General features: G+C 65.2%; 17 protein-coding genes. All 17 read right to left on the bottom strand.

Annotation, left to right across the window (positions count from 1 at the left end; all coding sequences use genetic code 11):
• Nucleotides 1–390: 390 nt before the first annotated feature.
• Nucleotides 391–1,086: an ABC transporter ATP-binding protein gene (locus tag DES45_RS19175; RefSeq protein ID WP_114771653.1), complete on the bottom strand. Its 696-nt coding sequence runs from the start codon at nt 1,084–1,086 to the stop codon at nt 391–393.
• A gap of 3 nt (nt 1,087–1,089) precedes the next feature.
• On the bottom strand, nt 1,090–2,379 hold the full coding sequence (locus tag DES45_RS19170; protein WP_114771652.1) for a lipoprotein-releasing ABC transporter permease subunit: 1,290 nt from the start codon (nt 2,377–2,379) through the stop codon (nt 1,090–1,092).
• 7 nt (nt 2,380–2,386) lie between these two features.
• Complete coding sequence (proS, locus tag DES45_RS19165; protein ID WP_114771651.1) at nt 2,387–3,715, bottom strand: proline--tRNA ligase; 1,329 nt, start codon at nt 3,713–3,715, stop codon at nt 2,387–2,389.
• A gap of 396 nt (nt 3,716–4,111) precedes the next feature.
• Complete coding sequence (locus DES45_RS19160) at nt 4,112–4,447, bottom strand: DUF1467 family protein (protein WP_245571797.1); 336 nt, start codon at nt 4,445–4,447, stop codon at nt 4,112–4,114.
• A gap of 11 nt (nt 4,448–4,458) precedes the next feature.
• Nucleotides 4,459–4,863 (bottom strand): methylmalonyl-CoA epimerase, encoded by a 405-nt coding sequence (mce, locus tag DES45_RS19155; RefSeq protein ID WP_114771650.1) that lies wholly within the window; start codon nt 4,861–4,863, stop codon nt 4,459–4,461.
• 28 nt (nt 4,864–4,891) lie between these two features.
• Entirely contained in the window at nt 4,892–6,568 is a 1,677-nt protein-coding gene (locus DES45_RS19150; protein WP_114771649.1) for a ribonuclease J, read from the bottom strand.
• A gap of 3 nt (nt 6,569–6,571) precedes the next feature.
• Complete coding sequence (locus tag DES45_RS19145) at nt 6,572–7,393, bottom strand: biotin--[acetyl-CoA-carboxylase] ligase (RefSeq protein WP_114771648.1); 822 nt, start codon at nt 7,391–7,393, stop codon at nt 6,572–6,574.
• 1 nt (nt 7,394) lies between these two features.
• Nucleotides 7,395–8,834 carry an NADH-quinone oxidoreductase subunit NuoN gene (gene nuoN, locus DES45_RS19140; RefSeq protein WP_114771647.1) on the bottom strand — a complete coding sequence of 480 codons (1,440 nt, stop codon included), beginning with the start codon at nt 8,832–8,834 and terminating at the stop codon, nt 7,395–7,397.
• 7 nt (nt 8,835–8,841) lie between these two features.
• Nucleotides 8,842–10,353 (bottom strand): NADH-quinone oxidoreductase subunit M, encoded by a 1,512-nt coding sequence (locus tag DES45_RS19135; protein ID WP_114771646.1) that lies wholly within the window; start codon nt 10,351–10,353, stop codon nt 8,842–8,844.
• The gene (nuoL, locus tag DES45_RS19130; protein ID WP_114771645.1) at nt 10,353–12,401 is read right to left on the bottom strand and encodes an NADH-quinone oxidoreductase subunit L; all 2,049 of its coding nucleotides are present in this window, start codon (nt 12,399–12,401) and stop codon (nt 10,353–10,355) included. Before nuoL ends, DES45_RS19135 begins: the two co-directional genes overlap by 1 nt.
• Before the next feature lie 25 nt (nt 12,402–12,426).
• The gene (gene nuoK, locus DES45_RS19125) at nt 12,427–12,735 is read right to left on the bottom strand and encodes an NADH-quinone oxidoreductase subunit NuoK (protein WP_114771644.1); all 309 of its coding nucleotides are present in this window, start codon (nt 12,733–12,735) and stop codon (nt 12,427–12,429) included.
• 11 nt (nt 12,736–12,746) lie between these two features.
• Complete coding sequence (locus tag DES45_RS19120; protein ID WP_114771643.1) at nt 12,747–13,361, bottom strand: NADH-quinone oxidoreductase subunit J; 615 nt, start codon at nt 13,359–13,361, stop codon at nt 12,747–12,749.
• A gap of 141 nt (nt 13,362–13,502) precedes the next feature.
• The gene (nuoI, locus tag DES45_RS19115; RefSeq protein ID WP_114771642.1) at nt 13,503–13,991 is read right to left on the bottom strand and encodes an NADH-quinone oxidoreductase subunit NuoI; all 489 of its coding nucleotides are present in this window, start codon (nt 13,989–13,991) and stop codon (nt 13,503–13,505) included.
• Nucleotides 13,992–14,005: 14 nt separating this feature from the next.
• Nucleotides 14,006–15,031 (bottom strand): NADH-quinone oxidoreductase subunit NuoH, encoded by a 1,026-nt coding sequence (nuoH, locus tag DES45_RS19110; protein WP_114771641.1) that lies wholly within the window; start codon nt 15,029–15,031, stop codon nt 14,006–14,008.
• 12 nt (nt 15,032–15,043) lie between these two features.
• Nucleotides 15,044–17,122, bottom strand: a complete 2,079-nt coding sequence (gene nuoG / locus DES45_RS19105; RefSeq protein WP_114771640.1) for an NADH-quinone oxidoreductase subunit NuoG — start codon at nt 17,120–17,122, stop codon at nt 15,044–15,046.
• A 9-nt stretch (nt 17,123–17,131) separates the two neighbouring features.
• Entirely contained in the window at nt 17,132–18,433 is a 1,302-nt protein-coding gene (gene nuoF, locus DES45_RS19100) for an NADH-quinone oxidoreductase subunit NuoF (RefSeq protein ID WP_114771639.1), read from the bottom strand.
• Nucleotides 18,434–18,447: 14 nt separating this feature from the next.
• Entirely contained in the window at nt 18,448–19,512 is a 1,065-nt protein-coding gene (nuoE, locus tag DES45_RS19095; RefSeq protein ID WP_114771638.1) for an NADH-quinone oxidoreductase subunit NuoE, read from the bottom strand.
• Nucleotides 19,513–19,560: the final 48 nt, after the last annotated feature.

Raw genomic sequence — 19,560 nt, 5'->3', positions numbered from 1 at the left:
TGGTTCCTGTGAATCGTGAGGATTATGCCACGGGGGAGAGTACCAGCGCCCAGATTGCTATGGCAGATCCGAACATGATCAGGGAAGCGATTTCAGCGGCCGTCTCGACGATCATTCGCAGCATGGTTCCAACTCCGTGTTCCTTGTATGTTCATTTTTGTTCGGCGGATGTTCTGTGTAAAGGGTGTGCAGAACCTGCCGTTTGGACGGAGTCAACAGAGTCTTAAGGCCGGGGAGGCGTGGATCGAGCCGATGTGGTTCCCAGCCTGAGGCGGCGGAGACACAGGTAAGGAACGGAAGCCACCCGCACGTGCGCGCCAAGCGGGAAATCCCTTTCCCAGCCCTCCGGAGCATTGGGGACGATAGGCGGCTGACGAAAAGAGTGAAGCCTTAGGGCAACTGCACCACGAGCCCGTCGCGGATGGTGACCCGCCGGTCCATGCGCGCTGCAAGCTCCATGTTGTGGGTGGCGATCAGGGCCGCGAGCTTGGATGCGCGCACGATCGACACCAACGTCTGGAACACGCGGTCGGCTGTGTTCGGATCGAGATTCCCGGTCGGTTCGTCCGCCAGGAGGAGCCGCGGCGCATTGGCAACCGCACGGGCGATGGCGACGCGCTGCTGCTCGCCTCCCGAGAGTTCGGCCGGGCGGTGATCCAAGCGCTTGCCGAGACCCAGAAAGGCCAGGATCTGCTTGGCCCGCTCCTCCGCCTCGCCCTTCGGCAGACCGCGGATCAGCTGGGGAATCACCACGTTCTCCAGCGCCGAGAATTCCGGCAGCAGGTGGTGAAACTGGTAGACGAAGCCGAGATCCTCGCGCCGGAGCCGCGTACGCTCCTGGTCGCCCATGGAGGCGGTCGGCTGGGAGCCTACGAAGACCTCGCCGCCATCGGGCTTCTCCAACAGCCCCGCGACATGGAGCAGGGTCGACTTGCCGGTTCCGGACGGCGCGACGAGGGCCACGATCTCCCCAGGCCAGATCGCGAGATCGGCGCCGCGCAGTACTTCGAGAAACCCCTGCCCTTGCGGATAGCGGCGCTCGACCTTGGACAGGTGCAGGGTTGGTCTGGGCTGGGCCGGTGCCATGGGCTATCCGTAGCGCAGCGCTTCGACCGGATCGAGCTTCGCGGCCCGCCAGGACGGATAGAGGGTGGCGAGGAGCGACAGCACCATGGCCATGATGAGGATCGTGATCACCTCGCGCGGATCCACATCGGCCGGCAATCGGCTGAGGAAATAGAGCTCCGCCGGAAACAGGTTGGTGTTCGTCAGGTGCGAGATGAAATTGCGGATCGACTCGACATTGAGCGCCAGCACGAGCCCGAGCGCGAACCCTGCGATCGTGCCGACGATGCCGATCGATGCCCCCGTGATGAGGAAGACGCGCATGATCGCGCCGCGCGTCGCCCCCATGGTGCGAAGGATCGCGATGTCCTCGGACTTGTCCTTCACCAGCATGATGAGGCCCGAGATGATGTTGAGGGCCGCCACCAGGACGATGAGGGTGAGGATGAGGAACATGACATTCCGCTCCACCTCCAGCGCCCCGAAGAAGGTGCGGTTGCGCTGCCGCCAGTCGGTCATGAGGATCTGTCGGCCCGCCGCCGCCTCGATGGCGGCGCGCGCCTCATCGACCCGGTCGGCATTCTCGAGGAAGACCTCGATGAGCTGAACGTCGTTCTGGCGGTTGAAATAGGCCTGCGCCTCCGCGAGCGGCATGTAGACGAAGCTCGAGTCGAACTCGGACATTCCGATCTCGAAGATCGCCTTCACGGGATATCCCTTGACCCGCGGCGCTGTCCCGAACGGCGTCGCCGCGCCGCGTGGGGTGATGAGCGTGAACGTGTCGCCGGCCTGAAGGGACAGGGCTTCCGCGAGGCGGCGCCCGATGGCGACGCCCTCCCCGTTCTCGAAGTTCTCGAGCGTGCCCTGCCGGAGGTTGTTGGCGATGTAGTCGATCCGTCGGAGGTCCTCGCCCCGGATGCCGCGCACGAGCACGCCGCTGCCGTTGTACTGCGAGGAGCCGAAGGCCTGCCCCTCGACCAGGGGAATTGCCCGCTTGACGCCCGGAACCGCCGCAATCCGCTGGGCCACCTCCGCGTAGTCGGTAAGCGGCGACTCGATCGGCGCGACGAAGATGTGGCCGTTGATGCCGACGATCTTGTCGAGCAGTTCCTTGCGGAAGCCGTTCATGACCGACAGCACGACGATGAGCGTCGCGACGCCCAGCATGATGCCGAGGAACGAGAATCCGGCGATGACCGACACGAAGCCCTCCCGCCGTCGCGTGCGCAGATAGCGCCCGGCGAGCATCCACTCGAAAAGCGAGAAGGGCTTGGTCCCGGTGGGCGCCGCCTTGGTGGACGAGGTCTTGGCCATCGTGCCCTTATTTGGGTGCGGTCAGGCGGGAAACCACGTCGGAGAGCGGCAGGATCTCCCGCTCGCCCGTGGCGCGGTGCTTCAGCTCCACCTTGCCCTCGGCCAGGCTCTTGGGGCCGACGAGGACCTGCCAGGGAATGCCGATCAGGTCGGCGGTGGCGAACTTGCCGCCTGGGCGCTCGTCGCGGTCGTCGTAGAGCACGTCGCGGCCGGCAGCGGTCAGCTCCTTGTAGAGCCGGTCCGAGGCCGCATCCGTGGCGGAATCGCCGGTCTTGAGGTTCAGGATCGCCACGTCGAACGGTGCGACGGCCTCGGGCCAGATGATGCCGCTCTCGTCGTGGCTCGCCTCGATGATCGCGGCGATGAGGCGGCTCGGGCCGATGCCGTAGGAGCCCATGTGGACCTCCCGTTCCTGCCCGTCCGGTCCCATCACCTTGGCGCCCATCGGGGCCGAGTACTTGGTGCCGAAATAGAAGATATGGCCGACCTCGATGCCGCGCGCCGACATCTTCTTGTCGTCTGGGATCGCCTCGAAGCCCGCCTCGTCGTGCATCTCGGAGGTCGCGGCATAGAGCGTCGTCCACTTGTCGACGATGCCCTGCAGGCCCTGGATGTCGTCGAAGTTCGTATCGGCCGCAGGAATGTCGTAGTTCAGGTAGTCCGCGTGGCAGAAGACCTCGCTCTCGCCCGTGGAGGCCAGGATGATGAATTCGTGGCTCAGGTTGCCGCCGATAGGACCGGTATCGGCGCGCATCGGGATCGCCTTCAGGCCCATGCGGGCGAAGGTGCGAAGGTAGGCCACGAACATCTTGTTGTAGGAGTGGACGGCGCCGGCCTGGTCCAGGTCGAAGGAATAGGCGTCCTTCATCAGGAACTCGCGCGAGCGCATGACGCCGAAGCGCGGACGCACCTCGTCACGGAACTTCCACTGGATGTGGTACAGGTTCAGCGGCAGGTCCTTGTAGGAGCGCACGTAGCCGCGGAAGATCTCCGTGATCATCTCCTCGTTGGTCGGCCCGAAGAGCATCTCGCGCTCGTGCCGATCCTGGATGCGGAGCATCTCCTTGCCGTAGGCGTCGTAGCGGCCCGATTCCCGCCAGAGATCCGCGGACTGGATCGTCGGCATGAGAAGCTCGATCGCCCCGGAGCGGTTCTGCTCCTCGCGCACGATGGCATTGACCTTGTTCAGGACCTTCAGGCCCAGCGGCAGCCAGGCGTAGATCCCTGCGGCTTCCTGGCGGATCATGCCGGCGCGCAGCATGAGACGGTGGGAGACGATCTCCGCCTCTTTCGGCGTTTCGCGGAGAATGGGCAGGAAATAGCGGCTCAAACGCATGGAACGCCTTCAGTGTCGATGGATGTGGAAAGACCGGTCGCGACTCGTTTCAAGCACACAACACAGACCCCCGGCAAAAGACAAGCTGTCATGTCCACGCATGGGGCCGCGGCGAGTGTCTAATACCAAAGGTCAATACAAGATATGCCGAAAATTGCATCAGAGGCTGCCAAAAAAGATGACAGGCCACTTTGAGGCGGCTATAAACAAGCCGCTAACGCTTTCGACCGGTCTTTGGTCAAAGGCTGAGCGGTCCGAGTTTCGGGAGGAACAAGTCCCTCGCTCGCTATGACAAGCGACGGCGTAAGAAAGCCAAGGGACAACATGGCCAAAAGGCAGTTCAGGCAAGGCGAAAGCCTTGCTTTTTCTTTTTGGCCCCTCGCTTTTTCTTGAATTTCAGAGGCCCGAGAGGGGCAGAACGCCTGCGACGATCACCAGGACGGTCGACGCCACCAGGGTGGTCCAGATGGCCTTCTCGCGCAGGGCCGGCGCCGCAGGAGCTCCCGGCTCACTGCCCTTGACCACCTCCCCGGCCTCGATCTGGCTGCGCACCCCGAACGGGAGCACGGCGAAGAGCAGGATCCACCAGATCACGAAATACAGGGCCAGGCTGCCGCTGACCCGCATGCCGAGGAAATTGACGACGACCGCGATGGCGATGGCCGTGAGGACAACGACGACCGCCACGGTTGCCCAAGTTGATTCTGCGACGGATTTGATCAGCTTGATCACGGCCCTGCCCCTTACGCCTGCTCGAGTTCGATCAGGGTGCCGTTGAAGTCCTTCGGATGCAGGAACAGCACCGGTTTTCCGTGAGCCCCGATCTTCGGCTCTCCGCCGCCCAGCACACGGGCGCCCGAGGAAACGAGCCGGTCGCGTGCCGCCAGGATGTCCTCGACCTCGTAGCAGACATGATGGATGCCGCCGTCCGGGTTCTTGTCCAGGAAACCCGCGATCGGAGACGTCTCGCCGAGGGGTTCGAGCAGCTCGACCTTCGTGTTGGGGAGAGTGATGAAGACGACCGTCACCCCATGCTCGGGCAGGGGTTGCGGGGCCGAAACCTCGGCGCCCAACGTCTCCCGGTAGAGCCGCGACGCGGCCCCGAGGTCGCGGACCGCGATGGCGATGTGGTTGAGGCGCCCGATCATTCTGTCCCCTCTGATCACGTAACCGTGGCTATACCTCGATCACGAGCACATGGCACGCGGGCTTCTTGCCCCAGGCCTCGTTGATGGTGGCCCGCACCGTGCGCGTGACCGCATTCTCCACCAGCTCCGGATCCCGGCGCTTGGCCTTGGACAGCCCGTCGAGAACGTCTCCAACCGCATCGGCCACCATGTCGAGGATGTTCTCCCCCTGCCGGTTCTTTTCCGGCAGCCCCATGGCGTCGATCACCGGATCCCCGGCGATCTCCCCGTGCCCGTCGATGGCGATGGCCACGCTGACGATGCCCGCGAAGGAAAGCTTCCGGCGCTCGGGAACGGCCCGTTCTCCCGCGGGCAGGACGATGTTGCCGTCCTTGTAGAGCCGACCTGCCGGTATATCGTCGATGATCTCGGCGGGGCCCGGAGCGAGACGAACCATCTTGCCGTTACGGACGCCGTGCACGACCTCAGGGACGCCCTGTGCATGGGCGAACCGCGCATGCTCCTCCAGATGCAGCGCCTCGCCGTGGGCCGGAATGGCGATCCGCGGCCTCGTCCACTGATACATCTGGGCGAGCTCTCCGCGGCGCGGGTGGCCCGACACGTGCACCAGTTCGGTCCGGTCGGTGATGACCTCGATCCCCTGCTCGATGAGGCGGTTAATGATCCCGCCGACCTCCTTCTCATTCCCCGGGATGGCGCGGGACGAGAAGATGACCCGGTCGCCCTTGGAGAGCGCGATGTCCGGGTGCTCGTCCTGCGAGATGCGCGCGAGAGCCGCGCGAGGCTCGCCCTGGGAGCCGGTCAGGATCGCCACGACCTTGTCGCGCGGCAGATAGCCGAAGGTATCCGTGGAGCGGAACTCAGGCAGCCCTTCGAGAAAGCCGCATTCGTTGGCCACATCGACGACCCTGTCCATGGCCCGGCCGACAACGACGACCTCGCGGCCGCATTCCCGCGCCGCCTCGGCAACCGAGCGGATGCGAGCGACATTCGACGCGAAGGTCGTGATCGCGACCCGGTAAGGCGCATCCTTGATGAGCGCGGCCAGGTTCCGTGACACGTCCGCCTCGCTGGGGCTCACGCCATCGCGCACCACGTTCGTCGAGTCGCAGACCAGAGCCAGCACGCCCTCGTCGCCGAGCGCGCGGAACGTTTCCTCGGACGTCAGGCTGCCCAGATAGGGAGTGGGGTCGAGCTTCCAGTCACCCGTATGGACGACGAGACCGTGCGGGGTCCGGATCGCCATGGCGTTCGATTCCGGGATCGAGTGGGCGACCGGCACGTACTCGATGTCGAACGGCCCGAGCTTCAACCGCTGGCCCGGAGCGATCTCGTTCAGGTCGATCTTCGGGGCACCCGGCTCCGACAGGCGGCGGGTCTCCAGGAGGCCGATCGCAAATTTCGTGGCGTAGACGGGGGCGCGGAGGCGCGGCCACATCTCGACGAGGGCGCCGATATGGTCCTCGTGCGCGTGGGTGATGAAGATGCCGAGGAGATTGTGCCGCTCCTCCTCGATGAAGCGGAGGTCGGGATAGACCAGATCGATGCCGGGAAGATGCTCCTCGCCTCCGAAGCCCATCCCGCAATCGACGAGGATCCACTGCCGGTTCGTTTCAGGCCCGAACCCGTAGAGGGCGGCGTTCATGCCGATCTCGCCCAGGCCTCCCAGGGGCAGGAAAACCAATTCGTCCGTAGAGGATGCCATGTATCAAAACCTTGTCGCACCAGCGTCAGGCTGGGCTATATCGTGCAGTAAATGAGGAAAATAAAGATCGCCCGCATCGACCAGCTCCAGACCGGAGGGGGTCTTCAGCTGCAGCCGGCCCGAGCGGTCGAGCCCTTCGAAGATACCGCGCTTCTCTCCCGAGGGAAGGCGCAAGGTAACCTCCCGGCCGAGCCCGGCTGCCCGCTCCAGCCACAGCCGGCGGACCGGACCTAACGGATCCGCATTGTTCTGACGGATCGAGGCCCTCCACGCCGCAAAGGTTCGTGCGAAGGCGGACGAAAGAGCGGCGAAGACGTCCTCGCGCCGCAGGCCGGGCGCGAGAGATCTCAGGTTGGCCGTCGGGTAGGGCGTGCCGGTCGGCGAGAAGGCGACGTTCACGCCGAGCCCGATGATCACCGCCAGACGGCCCGCCCCGACCCGATGCCCTTCGAGCAGCATGCCGGAAACCTTGGCGCCGTCGAGCAGGAGGTCGTTGGGCCATTTCAGGGCCAGCCGCGGGATTCCGACGCCCGTGACGGTCTCTACCGCTTCGTGCAGGGCGAGGCCGGCCACGAAGCCGAGCTGCGGCGCAAGCGCCACCTCGCAGGGATCGAGGAGCAGGAGGCTGGCATAGAGGTTGCCGGGAGGCGACGACCATTGCCGGCCATGGCGCCCCCTCCCCGACCGCTGTTCCGTGGCGGTGATCCAGAGTTGGCCAGGATCACCCTCCTTCGCAGCCTGAAGCGCGTCGTCGTTGGTGGACTCCGTCGCCTCGAGCGAGATCAGCCGATAGCCGGCGGCCTGCGTTTCGGGCGACAGATGCACGTCAGAACAGGGAGCGCGCCGCAGCGCCCGCTGCGTTCACGACCGGAGCCGGAACGATCCAGAAGAGGAGGACGACCGCGCTCGAAACCACCAGCACGAAGCTGACGCCAGGCGCCATGCGCTCGAACGGCTGCACGGGCTCGTCGAAGTACATGACCTTGACGATGCGCAGATAGTAATAGGCGCCGATGACGCTGGTCACCACGCCGATCACCGCGAGCGTCACCAGATTGGCCTGGATAGCGGCGGCGAAGACGTAGAACTTCGCGAAGAATCCGGCGAGCGGCGGGATGCCGGCGAGCGAGAACATCATCATGGCGAGGCAGAAGGCCATGACCGGATGCGTGCGGGCAAGGCCCGAGAGATCGTCGATCGTCTCGAACATGACGTTGCCGCGGCGCATGCCGAGGATCACCGCGAAGGTGCCGAGCGTCATGGCGAGGTAGATCGCCATGTAGACGGCGACGCCCTGAATGCCTTCCGGCGTGCCCGCCGCGAGGCCGATCAGCGCGTAGCCCACATTGCCGATGGACGAGTAGGCCATCAGGCGCTTGATGTTGCGCTGACCGATCGCCGCGAAGGAGCCGAGCGCCATCGAGGCGATCGAGATGAAGACGATGATCTGCTGCCACTGGCCGAGGATGCCCGGGAAGGCATCGATGAAGACGCGGGTCGCCATGGCCATGCCGGCCATTTTCGGCGCCGCGGCGAAGAACGCCGTGACCGGAGTCGGAGCGCCCTCGTAGACGTCCGGCGTCCACATGTGGAACGGCACGGCCGAGATCTTGAACGCGATGCCGGCCGCCACGAAGACGAGGCCGAAGATCACGCCGTTGCCCACGTTGCCCTGGAGCGTGGTGGCGATGACCGGGAACGACACGCTGCCGGTGAAGCCGTAGACCAGCGATGCGCCGTAGAGCAGCATGCCGGACGACAGGGCGCCGAGCACGAAGTATTTGAGGCCCGCTTCCGTCGAGCGGACATTGTCGCGGTCGAACGCGGCGATCACGTAGGACGAGAGGCTGAGCAGCTCAAGGCCGAGATAGAGCGCGATCAGGTCGTTGGCCGAGATCACCATCAGCATGCCGATGGTCGAGAGCACGATCAGGATCGGATACTCGAACCGGTTGATCCGCTCCCGCCGCATGTAGTCCATGGACAGGATGACGCCGCCCGCGGAGGCGATGAGCGTCAGTCCCTTCATGAACTTGGCGAAGGAGTCGACCACGAAGGAGCCGGCCATGGTCTCCACGCGCTCGGAGGGGAGCATCAGTACCGCCACGAAGGCGACGGCGAGAAGCGCCAGCGCGACGATGTTCATGCCGTCCGCGGAGCGCTCTCCCCGGAAGGCGCCGAACAGGATGAGGACGAGCACACCGACTGCGAGGATGATCTCCGGCAGCAGGGGACCAAAGGTGGGGATGGCGAGGGCGGAATTCATCGTGGCCTCAGTGTGCGGCGACAGCCGCCGTTTTCACGGTTTGGAGCGCAGCCTCGTAGCCCTTCATCAGGGCGTCCGTCGGGGCGGCGAAGGCGTCGAGGATCGGGCCCGGATGCACGCCGTAATAGATGACGAGCAGGACGAGCGGCGCGAAGGTGATGATCTCGCGGCGGTTGAGGTCCGCGATCCCCTGGAGGCTCGGCTTGTCGAGCACCCCGTAGACGACCCGGCGGTAGAGCCAGAGCGCGTAGGCCGCCGACAGGATGACGCCGGTGGTGGCGAAGAACGACACCCAGGTGTTGGCCCGGAAGGCGCCCATGAGCGACAGGAACTCGCCGACGAAGCCGGAGGTGCCCGGCAGGCCCACATTGGCCATGGTGAAGATCAGGAACACCACGGCGTAGAGCGGCATGCGATTCACGAGACCGCCATAGGCGCGGATCTCGCGGGTGTGCATCCGGTCGTAGACCACGCCGACGCAGAGGAACAGCGCGCCCGAGACGAGGCCGTGCGACACCATCTGGAACATGGCGCCCTGGATGCCCTGCGGGTTCATGCTGAACAGGCCCATGGTCACGAAGCCCATGTGCGCCACCGAGGAGTAAGCGATGAGCTTCTTCATGTCCTCCTGCATCATGGCGACCAGCGAGGTGTAGATGATCGCGATGACCGAGAGGGAGAACACGAAGGGCGCGAAGTAGACCGACGCGTCGGGGAACATGGGCAGCGAGATACGGATGAAGCCGTAACCGCCCATCTTCAGCAGGATGCCCGCCAGGATCACCGAGCCCGCCGTCGGCGCCTCGACGTGGGCGTCGGGGAGCCAAGTATGAACCGGCCACATGGGCATCTTCACCGCGAACGAGGCGAAGAACGCGAGCCACAGCCAGGTCTGCAGGTTCTCGGCGAACTTGAAGGTCAGCAGAGTCGGGATGTCCGTGGTGCCTGCCGCCCAGTACATCGCCATGATGGCGAGCAACATGAGCACGGAGCCGAGCAGCGTGTAGAGGAAGAACTTGAAGCTCGCGTAGATGCGCCGCTTGCCGCCCCAGATGCCGATGATGAGGAACATCGGAATGAGACCCGCCTCGAAGAACAGGTAGAACAGCACCAGATCGAGCGCCGCGAAGACGCCGATCATGGTCGTCTCGAGGATCAGGAACGCGACGAAGTACTCCTTCACCCGATTCTGGATCGAGTCCCACGAGGCCAGGATGCAGAACGGCATCAGGAATGTCGTGAGCACGATGAACGGCATCGAGAAGCCGTCCACGCCGAGCTTGAACCGGATCGTCTCGGCGAGCCAGGCATGGCTTTCGACGAGCTGGAACGCCGAGTTACCGGCATCGAACCGTCCCCAGGCGACGAGCGACAGGAGGAAGGTCACGATGGTGGTGGCCAGCGCCGCCCAGCGCGCGTTGGAGCGCGCCGCCTCGCTGTCGCCGCGGAGCGTGAGGATGAACGCCGCTCCGACCAGCGGCAGGATCAGAAGTCCGGAGAGAATGCCGAACCCGAGCATCAGTGGGCTCCCCTGAAGAGATAGAAGGTCACGAGAGCGGCGACGCCGATCAGCATGGCGAAGGCATAGTGGTAGAGGTAGCCGGTCTGGACCCGGACGACCCCGCGGGTGACGTCGAGGACGCGGGCAGAGATCCCGTCAGGCCCCAGCCCGTCGATGATCCGCTGGTCGCCGGTGCGCCAGAAGAAGCGGCCGATGGCCATGGCCGGACGGACGAAGATCGCATCGTACAGCTCGTCGAAGTACCACTTGTTCAGGAGGAACCGGTACAGGATCGGGTGATCCGCCGCGAGCTTGGCCGGCTGCTTCGAGTCGATGATGTACATGTACACCGCGAGCAGGAAGCCCAGGATCATCATCAGGGTCGGGAGCAGCGGCACCCAGCCCGGGAGATGATGCATCTCCTCGAGGATATGATTGTCCGGACGGGTGAAGACCGCCCCCTTCCAGAATTCCTCGTAGCCTTCGCCGATGAAGGCGCCATGGAAGATGATGCCGGCGAGCAGGGCTCCGGTCGCCAGCACGATCAGCGGCACCAGCATCACCAGCGGGCTCTCGTGCGGCGTATGGGCATGGCCGTGGCCATGGTCATGGCTGTGATCGTGCTGAGCGTGCGAGGCAGGCTCCACGTCGCGGCTGCGTGCGTCATGCTCCACGCCCTCATGGTCATGCGGCGCATGTGCGTCGTGCCCGTGATGGCCCCAACGGGCGGAACCCTCGAAGGTCATGAAGAACAGACGCCAGGAGTAGAAGGACGTCATGAAGGCGGCAATGACCGTCGCCAGGAACGCGAAGGAACCGGCCGTAGAGTGGGAGGCATAGGCGGCCTCGATCACCGCATCCTTGGAGTAGTAGCCGGCGGTGAACGGGAAGCCGGTCAGCGCCAGGGTGCCGATCGCCATCATGGCCGTGGTGAACGGGATGTAGCGGCGGAGCGCTCCCATATGGCGCATGTCCTGCTCGTGGTGCATCGCGTGGATGACCGAGCCGGCGCCCAAGAAGAGCAGCGCCTTGAAGAAGGCGTGCGTGAACAGGTGGAACACGCCCACGCTGTAGGCGCCGACGCCGAGGGCCACGAACATGTAGCCGAGCTGCGAGCAGGTCGAGTACGCGATCACGCGCTTGATGTCGTTCTGGACGAGGCCGACGGTGGCGGCGAAGAACGCCGTGATGCCGCCGATGATGGTCACCACCGTCAGGGCCGCCGGGGCGTACTCGAAGACCGGGGACAGGCGGGCGACCATGAAGACGCCGGCCGTCACCATGGTGGCGGCATGGATGAGGGCGGAGACCGGCGTCGGGCCCTCCATCGCGTCCGGCAGCCAGGTGTGGAGCAGGAACTGGGCCGACTTGCCCATGGCGCCCATGAAGAGCAGCAGGCAGGCGATGGTCAGGGCGTGCCACTCGATTCCGAGGAAGTGGAACCGGTTGTTGGCGAGCTCGGCGACCCGCGGGAAGATCTGGTCGAAGGTGACGCTGTTGAACAGCACGAACAGGGTGAAGATGCCGAGCAGGAAGCCGAAGTCGCCGACACGGTTGACGATGAACGCCTTCATGGCAGCGGCGTTGGCCGAGTCCTTCTGGTACCAGAAGCCGATCAGCAGGTAGCTGGCGAGACCCACGCCTTCCCAGCCGAAGAACATCTGCACGAGGTTGTCGGCGGTCACCAGCATGAGCATGGCGAAGGTGAAGAGAGACAGATAGGCGAAGAACCGCGGACGGTGCGGATCCTCGTGCATGTAGCCGATGGAGTAGAGGTGAACGAGGGCCGAGACCGTGTTCACGACGATCAGCATCACGGCCGTGAGTGTGTCGATCCGGAACGCCCAGTCGACGACGAGGTCGCCGGACACCATCCATTGCGCCACCTGAATGCGGGTCGCGCCGTCGCCGTAAGCGACGCTGAAGAACGCCAGCCAGGAGAGGACCGCCGCCACCATGAGAAGGCCGGTGGTGATGAGTTCGCTCGGACGGGCGCCGAGGATCCGGCCGAACAGGCCTGCGATGAGGAAGCCGACGAGCGGCAGGAAGACGATTGCGTGATACATGGTCTCTTACTTCGCCGTTCGGGCCTTAGCCCCTCATCATGTTGACGTCTTCGACCGCGATGGAGCCGCGGTTGCGGAAGAAGACCACCAGAATGGCGAGGCCGATCGCCGCCTCCGCGGCCGCGACCGTGAGGATCAGCAGCGCGAAGACCTGGCCGACGATGTCGTTCATATGGGTCGAGAACGCCACCATGTTGATGTTGACGGCGAGCAGGATGAGCTCGATCGACATCAGGATGACGATCACGTTCTTCCGGTTGATGAAGATCCCGAAGACGCCGAGCGTGAAGAGCACAGCGGCGACGGTGAGATAATGACCAAGACCGATGACCATCGCTGTCTCCCTTAGATGCCCTGGCGGAAGGGAACCTTCCGCACCTCGACCGCGGTCTCCTGCGTCCGGGCGTTCTGTTTCGTGATGTCCTGGCGACGGACGCCGACGCGCTCACGCAACGTCAGGACGATGGCGCCGATCATGGCGACCAGAAGGATCAGGCCGGCCGCCTGGAAGAAGTAGAAGTAGCGGGTGTAGAGCACCTGGCCGAGGGCCTCGGTGTTCGTCATGACGTCCGGCGCCGGGATCGGGACCGAAGGGGTCCGGACGAGACCCGGATCGACCACGTAGGCGCCGATCACCAGCACCAGCTCGAGCAGGAACACGATGCCGATCAGGCCGCCGACCGGCAGGTACTGCAGGAAGCCCTGGCGCAGCTCGGCGAAGTCCACGTCGAGCATCATGACCACGAAGAGGAACAGCACCGCGACCGCGCCGACATAGACGATCACCAGGATCATCGCCAGGAACTCGGCGCCCATCATCAGGAAGAGTCCCGCCGCGTTGACGAAGGCCAGGATGAGGAAAAGCACCGACTGCACGGGATTGCGCGAGGCGATCACCATGAAGCCCGAGGCGACGGTGATCGTCGCGAAGAGATAGAAGAAGGCAGCGGTAACCGTCATGCTTCAGCTCAAGCCGCGTGGAGCGGCCCCTTCCGACGTGGCTCCGGGGAATCCGGCGGCCCGTCTATAGTTTCCGAATCCGGACGGGACAACCCGTCCGGCCTGTTTGCCCCCTGCCCTGTTTGCAGGGCAGGATCGCCCTTACCGGTAGGGCGCCGTCTTGACGAGGTTACGCGCGATCTCGCGCTCCCAGCGCTCGCCGTTCTCGAGCAGCTTGGCCTTGTCGTAGTAGAGCTCCTCGCGGGTCTCGACCGAGAACTCGAAGTTCGGGCCTTCCACGATGGCATCGACCGGGCAGGCCTCCTGGCACATGCCGCAATAGATGCACTTCACCATGTCGATGTCGTACCGGGTCGTGCGGCGGGTGCCGTCGTTCCGGCGTGGGCCCGCCTCGATGGTGATCGCCTGGGCCGGGCAGATCGCCTCGCAGAGCTTGCAGGCGATGCAGCGCTCTTCCCCGTTGGGGTAGCGGCGCAGGGCATGCTCGCCGCGGAAGCGGGGCCCGCGGTGGCTCATCTCGAAGGGGTAATTGATCGTCGCCTTCGGCTTGAAGAAGTATTTCACGGTGAGGATGAACCCCGCCACGAACTCCTTCAGCAGAAGCGACTTGGCAACCTGATCGAGCTTCATTTCGCCGATCTCCGTTAGCGCATGCCCGGCGCGGTGCCGGTGATCATCAGGACGGCCGCCACGAGGATGACCATGGCCAGCGAGAGCGGCAGGAACACCTTCCAGCCGAGGCGCATGAGCTGATCGTAGCGGTAGCGGGGCACCAGGGCCTTCACCATGGCGATGAGGAGGAACAGGAAGCTGGCCTTCAGAACGAACCAGATCACGCCCGGAATCCAGGTGAAGGGCGCGAACGGGATCGGGGACAGCCAGCCGCCGAGGAACAGGATCGTGCCCAGGGCACACATGGTCATGATGGCCACGTACTCACCCAGCATGAAGAGCAGGTACGGGGTCGAGGAATACTCCACCATGTAGCCGGCCACGAGTTCCGATTCCGCCTCCGGCAGGTCGAAGGGCGGGCGGTTCGTCTCGGCCATGGCCGAGATGAAGAACACCACGAACATCGGGAAGAGCGGCAGCCAGTACCAGCCGAAGATGCCGAGCGCCGTGTTCTGGGCCTCCACGATGGCCGAGAGGTTCAGGGTGCCGGCGCACATGAGCACGGTCACGATCACGAAGCCGATGGAGACCTCATAAGACACCATCTGGGCCGCCGAGCGAAGCGCACCCAGGAACGGGTACTTCGAGTTCGAGGCCCAACCTCCCATGATGACGCCGTAGACCCCGAGCGACGAGATCGCGAAGATGTACAGGATGCCCACGTTGATGTCGGCGATCGCCCAGCCCGCGTTGAGCGGGATCACCGCCCAGGCGGCGAGCGAGAGCGTGCACATCAGCAGCGGCGCCAGCAGGAACATGCCCTTGTTGGCCGAGGACGGGATCACCGGCTCCTTGAGCACGAACTTGAGCAGGTCCGCGAAGGATTGCAGCAGGCCCCAGGGGCCGACCACGTTCGGGCCGCGGCGCAGCTGCACCGCCGCCCAGACCTTGCGGTCCGCATAGAGCGCGTAGGCGATGAACACGAGCAGCGCCACGAGCATGAGCAGGCTCTTGCCCAGCATGATCGCGACCGCGAGGATGATGTCTCCGAATTCCATGATCCGATCCTCTTACTCGGCCGCCTCGAGCCGGAGTTCACGGGCGAGTGCGGAGCACTCGGCCATGACGCCGGACGCGCGTGCGATCGGGTTCGTGAGGTAGAAGTCCTTGATCGGGCTGACGAATGCGTCGCGTCCCGGGCTGCCGCCGAGGCCCGCGAGGGCCTGGACGGCCGACGCCGCGTCGGCGGGCGTGATCGTCTCGATTGCGGCGAAATGCGGGAACTCCGCATAGAGCTTCGCCCGCAGGGCGTTGAGCGAGTCGAAGGGCAGGCGGTGACCCAGCACGTCCGACAGGGCGCGCAGGATCGCCCAGTCCTCGCGGGCTTCGCCCGGCGCGAAGGCCGCGCGGTTGGCTATCTGGACCCGTCCCTCCGTGTTGACGAAAGTGCCGGACTTCTCCGTGTAGGTGGCGCCCGGCAGGATCACGTCGGCGCGGTGTGCTCCGCGGTCGCCGTGGGTGCCCTGGTAGATCACGAAGGCGCCCGGAGCGACATCAATCTCATCGGCACCGAGGTTGAATAGCAAGTCCACACCGCCCTGCGCCATCTGCTGCGCCGTCAGGCCGCCCTCGCCCGGCACGAAGCCGAGATCGAGCGCTCCGACACGGGATGCGGCCGTATGCAGGACCGAGAAGCCGTTCCAGCCTTCCCTGACCGCGCCGATGCTCTGCGCCAGCTGAGCCGCGAGCGACAGGATGGCAAGCCCGTCGGGACGGGAGAGCGCCCCCTGCCCCACGATGACTAACGGCTTCTCGGCGCCCTTGAGCGCTTCGGCGAAGCTGTGGCGACCGGCGAGGATGTCCGCCAGCGTCTCGGGACCGGCGCCGAGGTAGTCCACCGGATAGGTCAGGTCCGCGTTCTCGCCGATCATGGCGATCGGAAGCGCGATCTGGCGCCAGCGCTTGCGGATGCGCACGTTGACGAGCGAACCCTCGATGCGCGGGTTCGAGCCCACGATCAGGATCGCATCGGCCTCTTCGATTCCGGCGATGGTGGAGTTGAACAGGTACGAGCCGCGGCCATGGGCCGGCGACAGCACCGTGCCGTCCTGGCGGGCGTCGATGTTCGCGACCCCGAGGCTCTGCATCAGGAGCTTGAGGGCGTACATCTCCTCGACCGCGGCGAGATCGCCGACGATGGCGCCGATGCGCTTCGGATCCGTTCCCTTGACCCGGTTAGCGACGGTCGCGAAGGCCTCCTGCCAAGTGGCGGGACGCAGGCGGCCGTTCTCGCGGACGAACGGACGGTCGAGACGCTGGAGCCGCAGGCCGTCCACGATCTGGCGGGCCTTGTCGGTGATCCACTCCTCGTTCACGTCCTCATTCACGCGCGGCAGGATGCGCATCACCTCGCGGCCACGGGAGTCGACGCGGATCGAAGAGCCGACCGCGTCCATGATGTCGACCGAGTCGGTCTTCGTGAGTTCCCAAGGGCGGTAGTGGAAGGCTTCCGGCTTGTGGGTGAGCGCTCCGACCGGGCAGAGATCCGCCACGTTCGCCTGCAGCTCGGAGCCGAGCGCCTTCTCGAGATAGCTCGTGATCTCCATGTCCTCGCCGCGCCACAGGGCGCCCATGTCCTCCACGCCCGCCACCTCGGTGGTGAAGCGGACGCAGCGGGTGCAGTGAATGCACCGGTTCATGGAGGTGCGGACCAGCGGGCCGAGATACTTGTCGGTCACGGCGCGCTTGTTCTCGTGGTAGCGGCTGGTGTCGACGCCGTAGGCCATGGCCTGGTCCTGCAGGTCGCACTGGCCGCCCTGATCGCAGATCGGGCAATCGAGCGGGTGGTTGATGAGGAGGAACTCCATCACCCCTTCGCGAGCCTTCTTGACCGTCGGCGACTTGGTCGAAACCTCGGGCGGCTCGCCGTTGGGGCCCGGACGGCAGTCGCGCACACCCCAGGCGCAGGACGCCACAGGCTTGGGCGCGCCCTTCACCTCGACGAGGCACATGCGGCAGTTGCCGGCGATCGAAAGCCGCTCGTGGAAGCAGAAGCGCGGAATTTCCGCCCCGGCCGCCTCGGCGGCCTGGAGCAGGGTGTATTCCGGCGGAACGTCGACCTCGACGCCATCAACGATGATTTTGGCCATCTCTCAATCTCACTCCGCCGCGATCATGACGGATTCTGAATGCGGGTTCGCCGCGTAGTCGTCGATCCGCTTCTCGATCTCGTGCCGGAAGTGGCGGATCAGGCCCTGCACCGGCCAAGCCGCCGCGTCGCCGAGCGCACAGATGGTGTGGCCCTCGATCTGGGTCGAAACCTCAAGAAGCATGTCGATCTCGCGCTTCTGGGCGCGGCCCTCCGCCATGCGGGTGAGCACGCGCCACATCCAGCCCGTGCCTTCACGGCACGGGGTGCACTGGCCGCAGCTCTCGTGCTTGTAGAAGTACGAGATTCGGGCGATGGCGCGGACCACGTCCGTGGACTTGTCCATCACAATGACGGCGGCGGTGCCGAGACCCGAGCGCAGGTTTCGCAGGGTATCGAAGTCCATCGGCGCGTCGATGATCTGCTCGGCGGGAACGAGCGGCACCGAGGATCCGCCGGGGATCACCGCCAGAAGGTTGTCCCAACCGCCGCGGATGCCGCCGCAATGGCTGTCAATCAGCTCGCGGAAGGTGAGGCCCATGGCCTCCTCGACGTTGCAGGGCTTGTTCACGTGGCCCGACACGCAGAAGAGTTTGGTGCCCACGTTGTTCGGGCGGCCGATGCCGGCGAACCAGGCGGCGCCGCGGCGCAGGATCGTGCCGGCAACGGCGATCGACTCTACGTTGTTCACGGTCGTCGGGCAGCCGTAGAGGCCCATATTGGCCGGGAACGGCGGCTTCAGGCGCGGCATGCCCTTCTTGCCTTCGAGGCTCTCGATGAGCGCCGTCTCCTCGCCGCAGATATAGGCGCCTGCGCCGTGGCTGACGTAGAGGTCGAAGGGATAGCCGTGGATGTTGTCCTTGCCGATCAGCTTGGCCTCATAGGCCTCGTCGATCGCCCGCTGGAGCGCATGCCGCTCGGCGATGTACTCGCCGCGGATGTAGATGTAGGCGGCGTTCGCCCCCATGGCGAAGGACGCGATCAGGCATCCCTCGACCAGAAGATGCGGATCGTTCCGCATGATCTCCCGGTCCTTGCAGGTGCCCGGCTCCGACTCGTCGGCGTTCACCACGAGGTAGTGCGGACGCCCGTCGGACTTCTTGGGCATGAACGACCATTTCAGCCCGGTAGGGAAGCCGGCGCCGCCGCGTCCGCGGAGCCCCGAGGCCTTCATCTCGTCGATGATCCAGTCGCGGCCCTTCTCGAGCAGGAACTTGGTGCCGTCCCACGCGCCCCGCATCTTCGCGGCCTGGAGGCCGGGTGAATGGAAGCCGTACAGGTTGGTGAAAATGCGATCTCTGTCCTGAAGCATTCCCGATCACTCCATCAGGACGTCTTGTTGTCTTTGTCGACCACCACGGCCGGCTTGCTCTCGCTGCCGTCGCGGCGGGTCTCGGCTTGGGCCGGCCTCGTGCCGGCGACCGGAGTCGTCGGCGCCTCGGGCGTCACCTTGCCCTCTTCGGGCTTGCTGGGCGTCGCCACGTAGGACTTGCTGCTCTGGGGGGCGGGCTTGTCGCCGCTCTCCTTGCGCTGGTCGACCACGGTGTTTTTCGTCTGATCCGCCGCACCGGCGCGGTCGGCCGGGTTGACCGGGGTCTCGCCTTCCTTCGCCCGCTTGGCCGGCGTATCGGCGACGTCGCTCTCGATCGGACGGCCGGCGGTCGGCTTCGCGGCCTTGACCTCCTGCGGAACGCTGGCGGCCGCAGCAGCGGGCTCGGCCGTCTCTGCCGGCTTTGCGGTCTCCTCGAAGCGCTTGCGCCAGGCGCCAATCACGGAACCGTCGTAGAGGGACGGATCCTGCAGGGTGTTGACGGCCTCGAACGGCTCGGACGTGCTGCGGCCGATCTGCGAGCCCTTCTTCACCGGCCGGCCGGCCGCGAGATCGTCGAGGAGCTTGTCGAAGTTCTCAGGAGTGAGATCCTCGTAGTAATCGTCGTTAATCTGCACCATCGGGGCGTTGCAGCAGGCGCCGAGGCACTCGACCTCGAGCCACGAGAAGGTGCCGTCCGCCGTGACGTGGTTCTGGTCGCCGATCCGCTTCTCGAGCACCTTCTTGATATCGCCCGCGCCGCGGAGCTGGCAAGGCGTCGTGCCGCAGAACTGGATGAAGTACTTTCCGACCGGCTCCAGATTGAACATCGTATAGAACGTCGCGATCTCCATGACGCGGATCGGCGCCATGTCGAGCTTGGCCGCGACGGCCTCGATGGCTTTCTGAGGCAGCCAGCCGCCCGCCTGCTCCTGAGCCTTGAACAGGAGAGCGATCACCGCCGAAGCCTGGCGGCCCGGCGGGTACTTGGCGATCTGCTGATCCGCAAAAGCTTCGGTCTCGGGCGAGAACGCGAAGCTCTTGGGCTGCATGTTTTCAGGCGCGAGCTTACGAACGGCCATTCATTCTTCTCCTCATCGTCATGGCCGGGGCAGAGCCCCGGCCATTCA

Source organism: Microvirga subterranea (assembly GCF_003350535.1).
Lineage (GTDB): Bacteria > Pseudomonadota > Alphaproteobacteria > Rhizobiales > Beijerinckiaceae > Microvirga > Microvirga subterranea.
The sequence above is the reverse complement of the archived record's forward strand: the minus strand, read 5'-3'. Positions and strand labels throughout refer to the sequence as shown.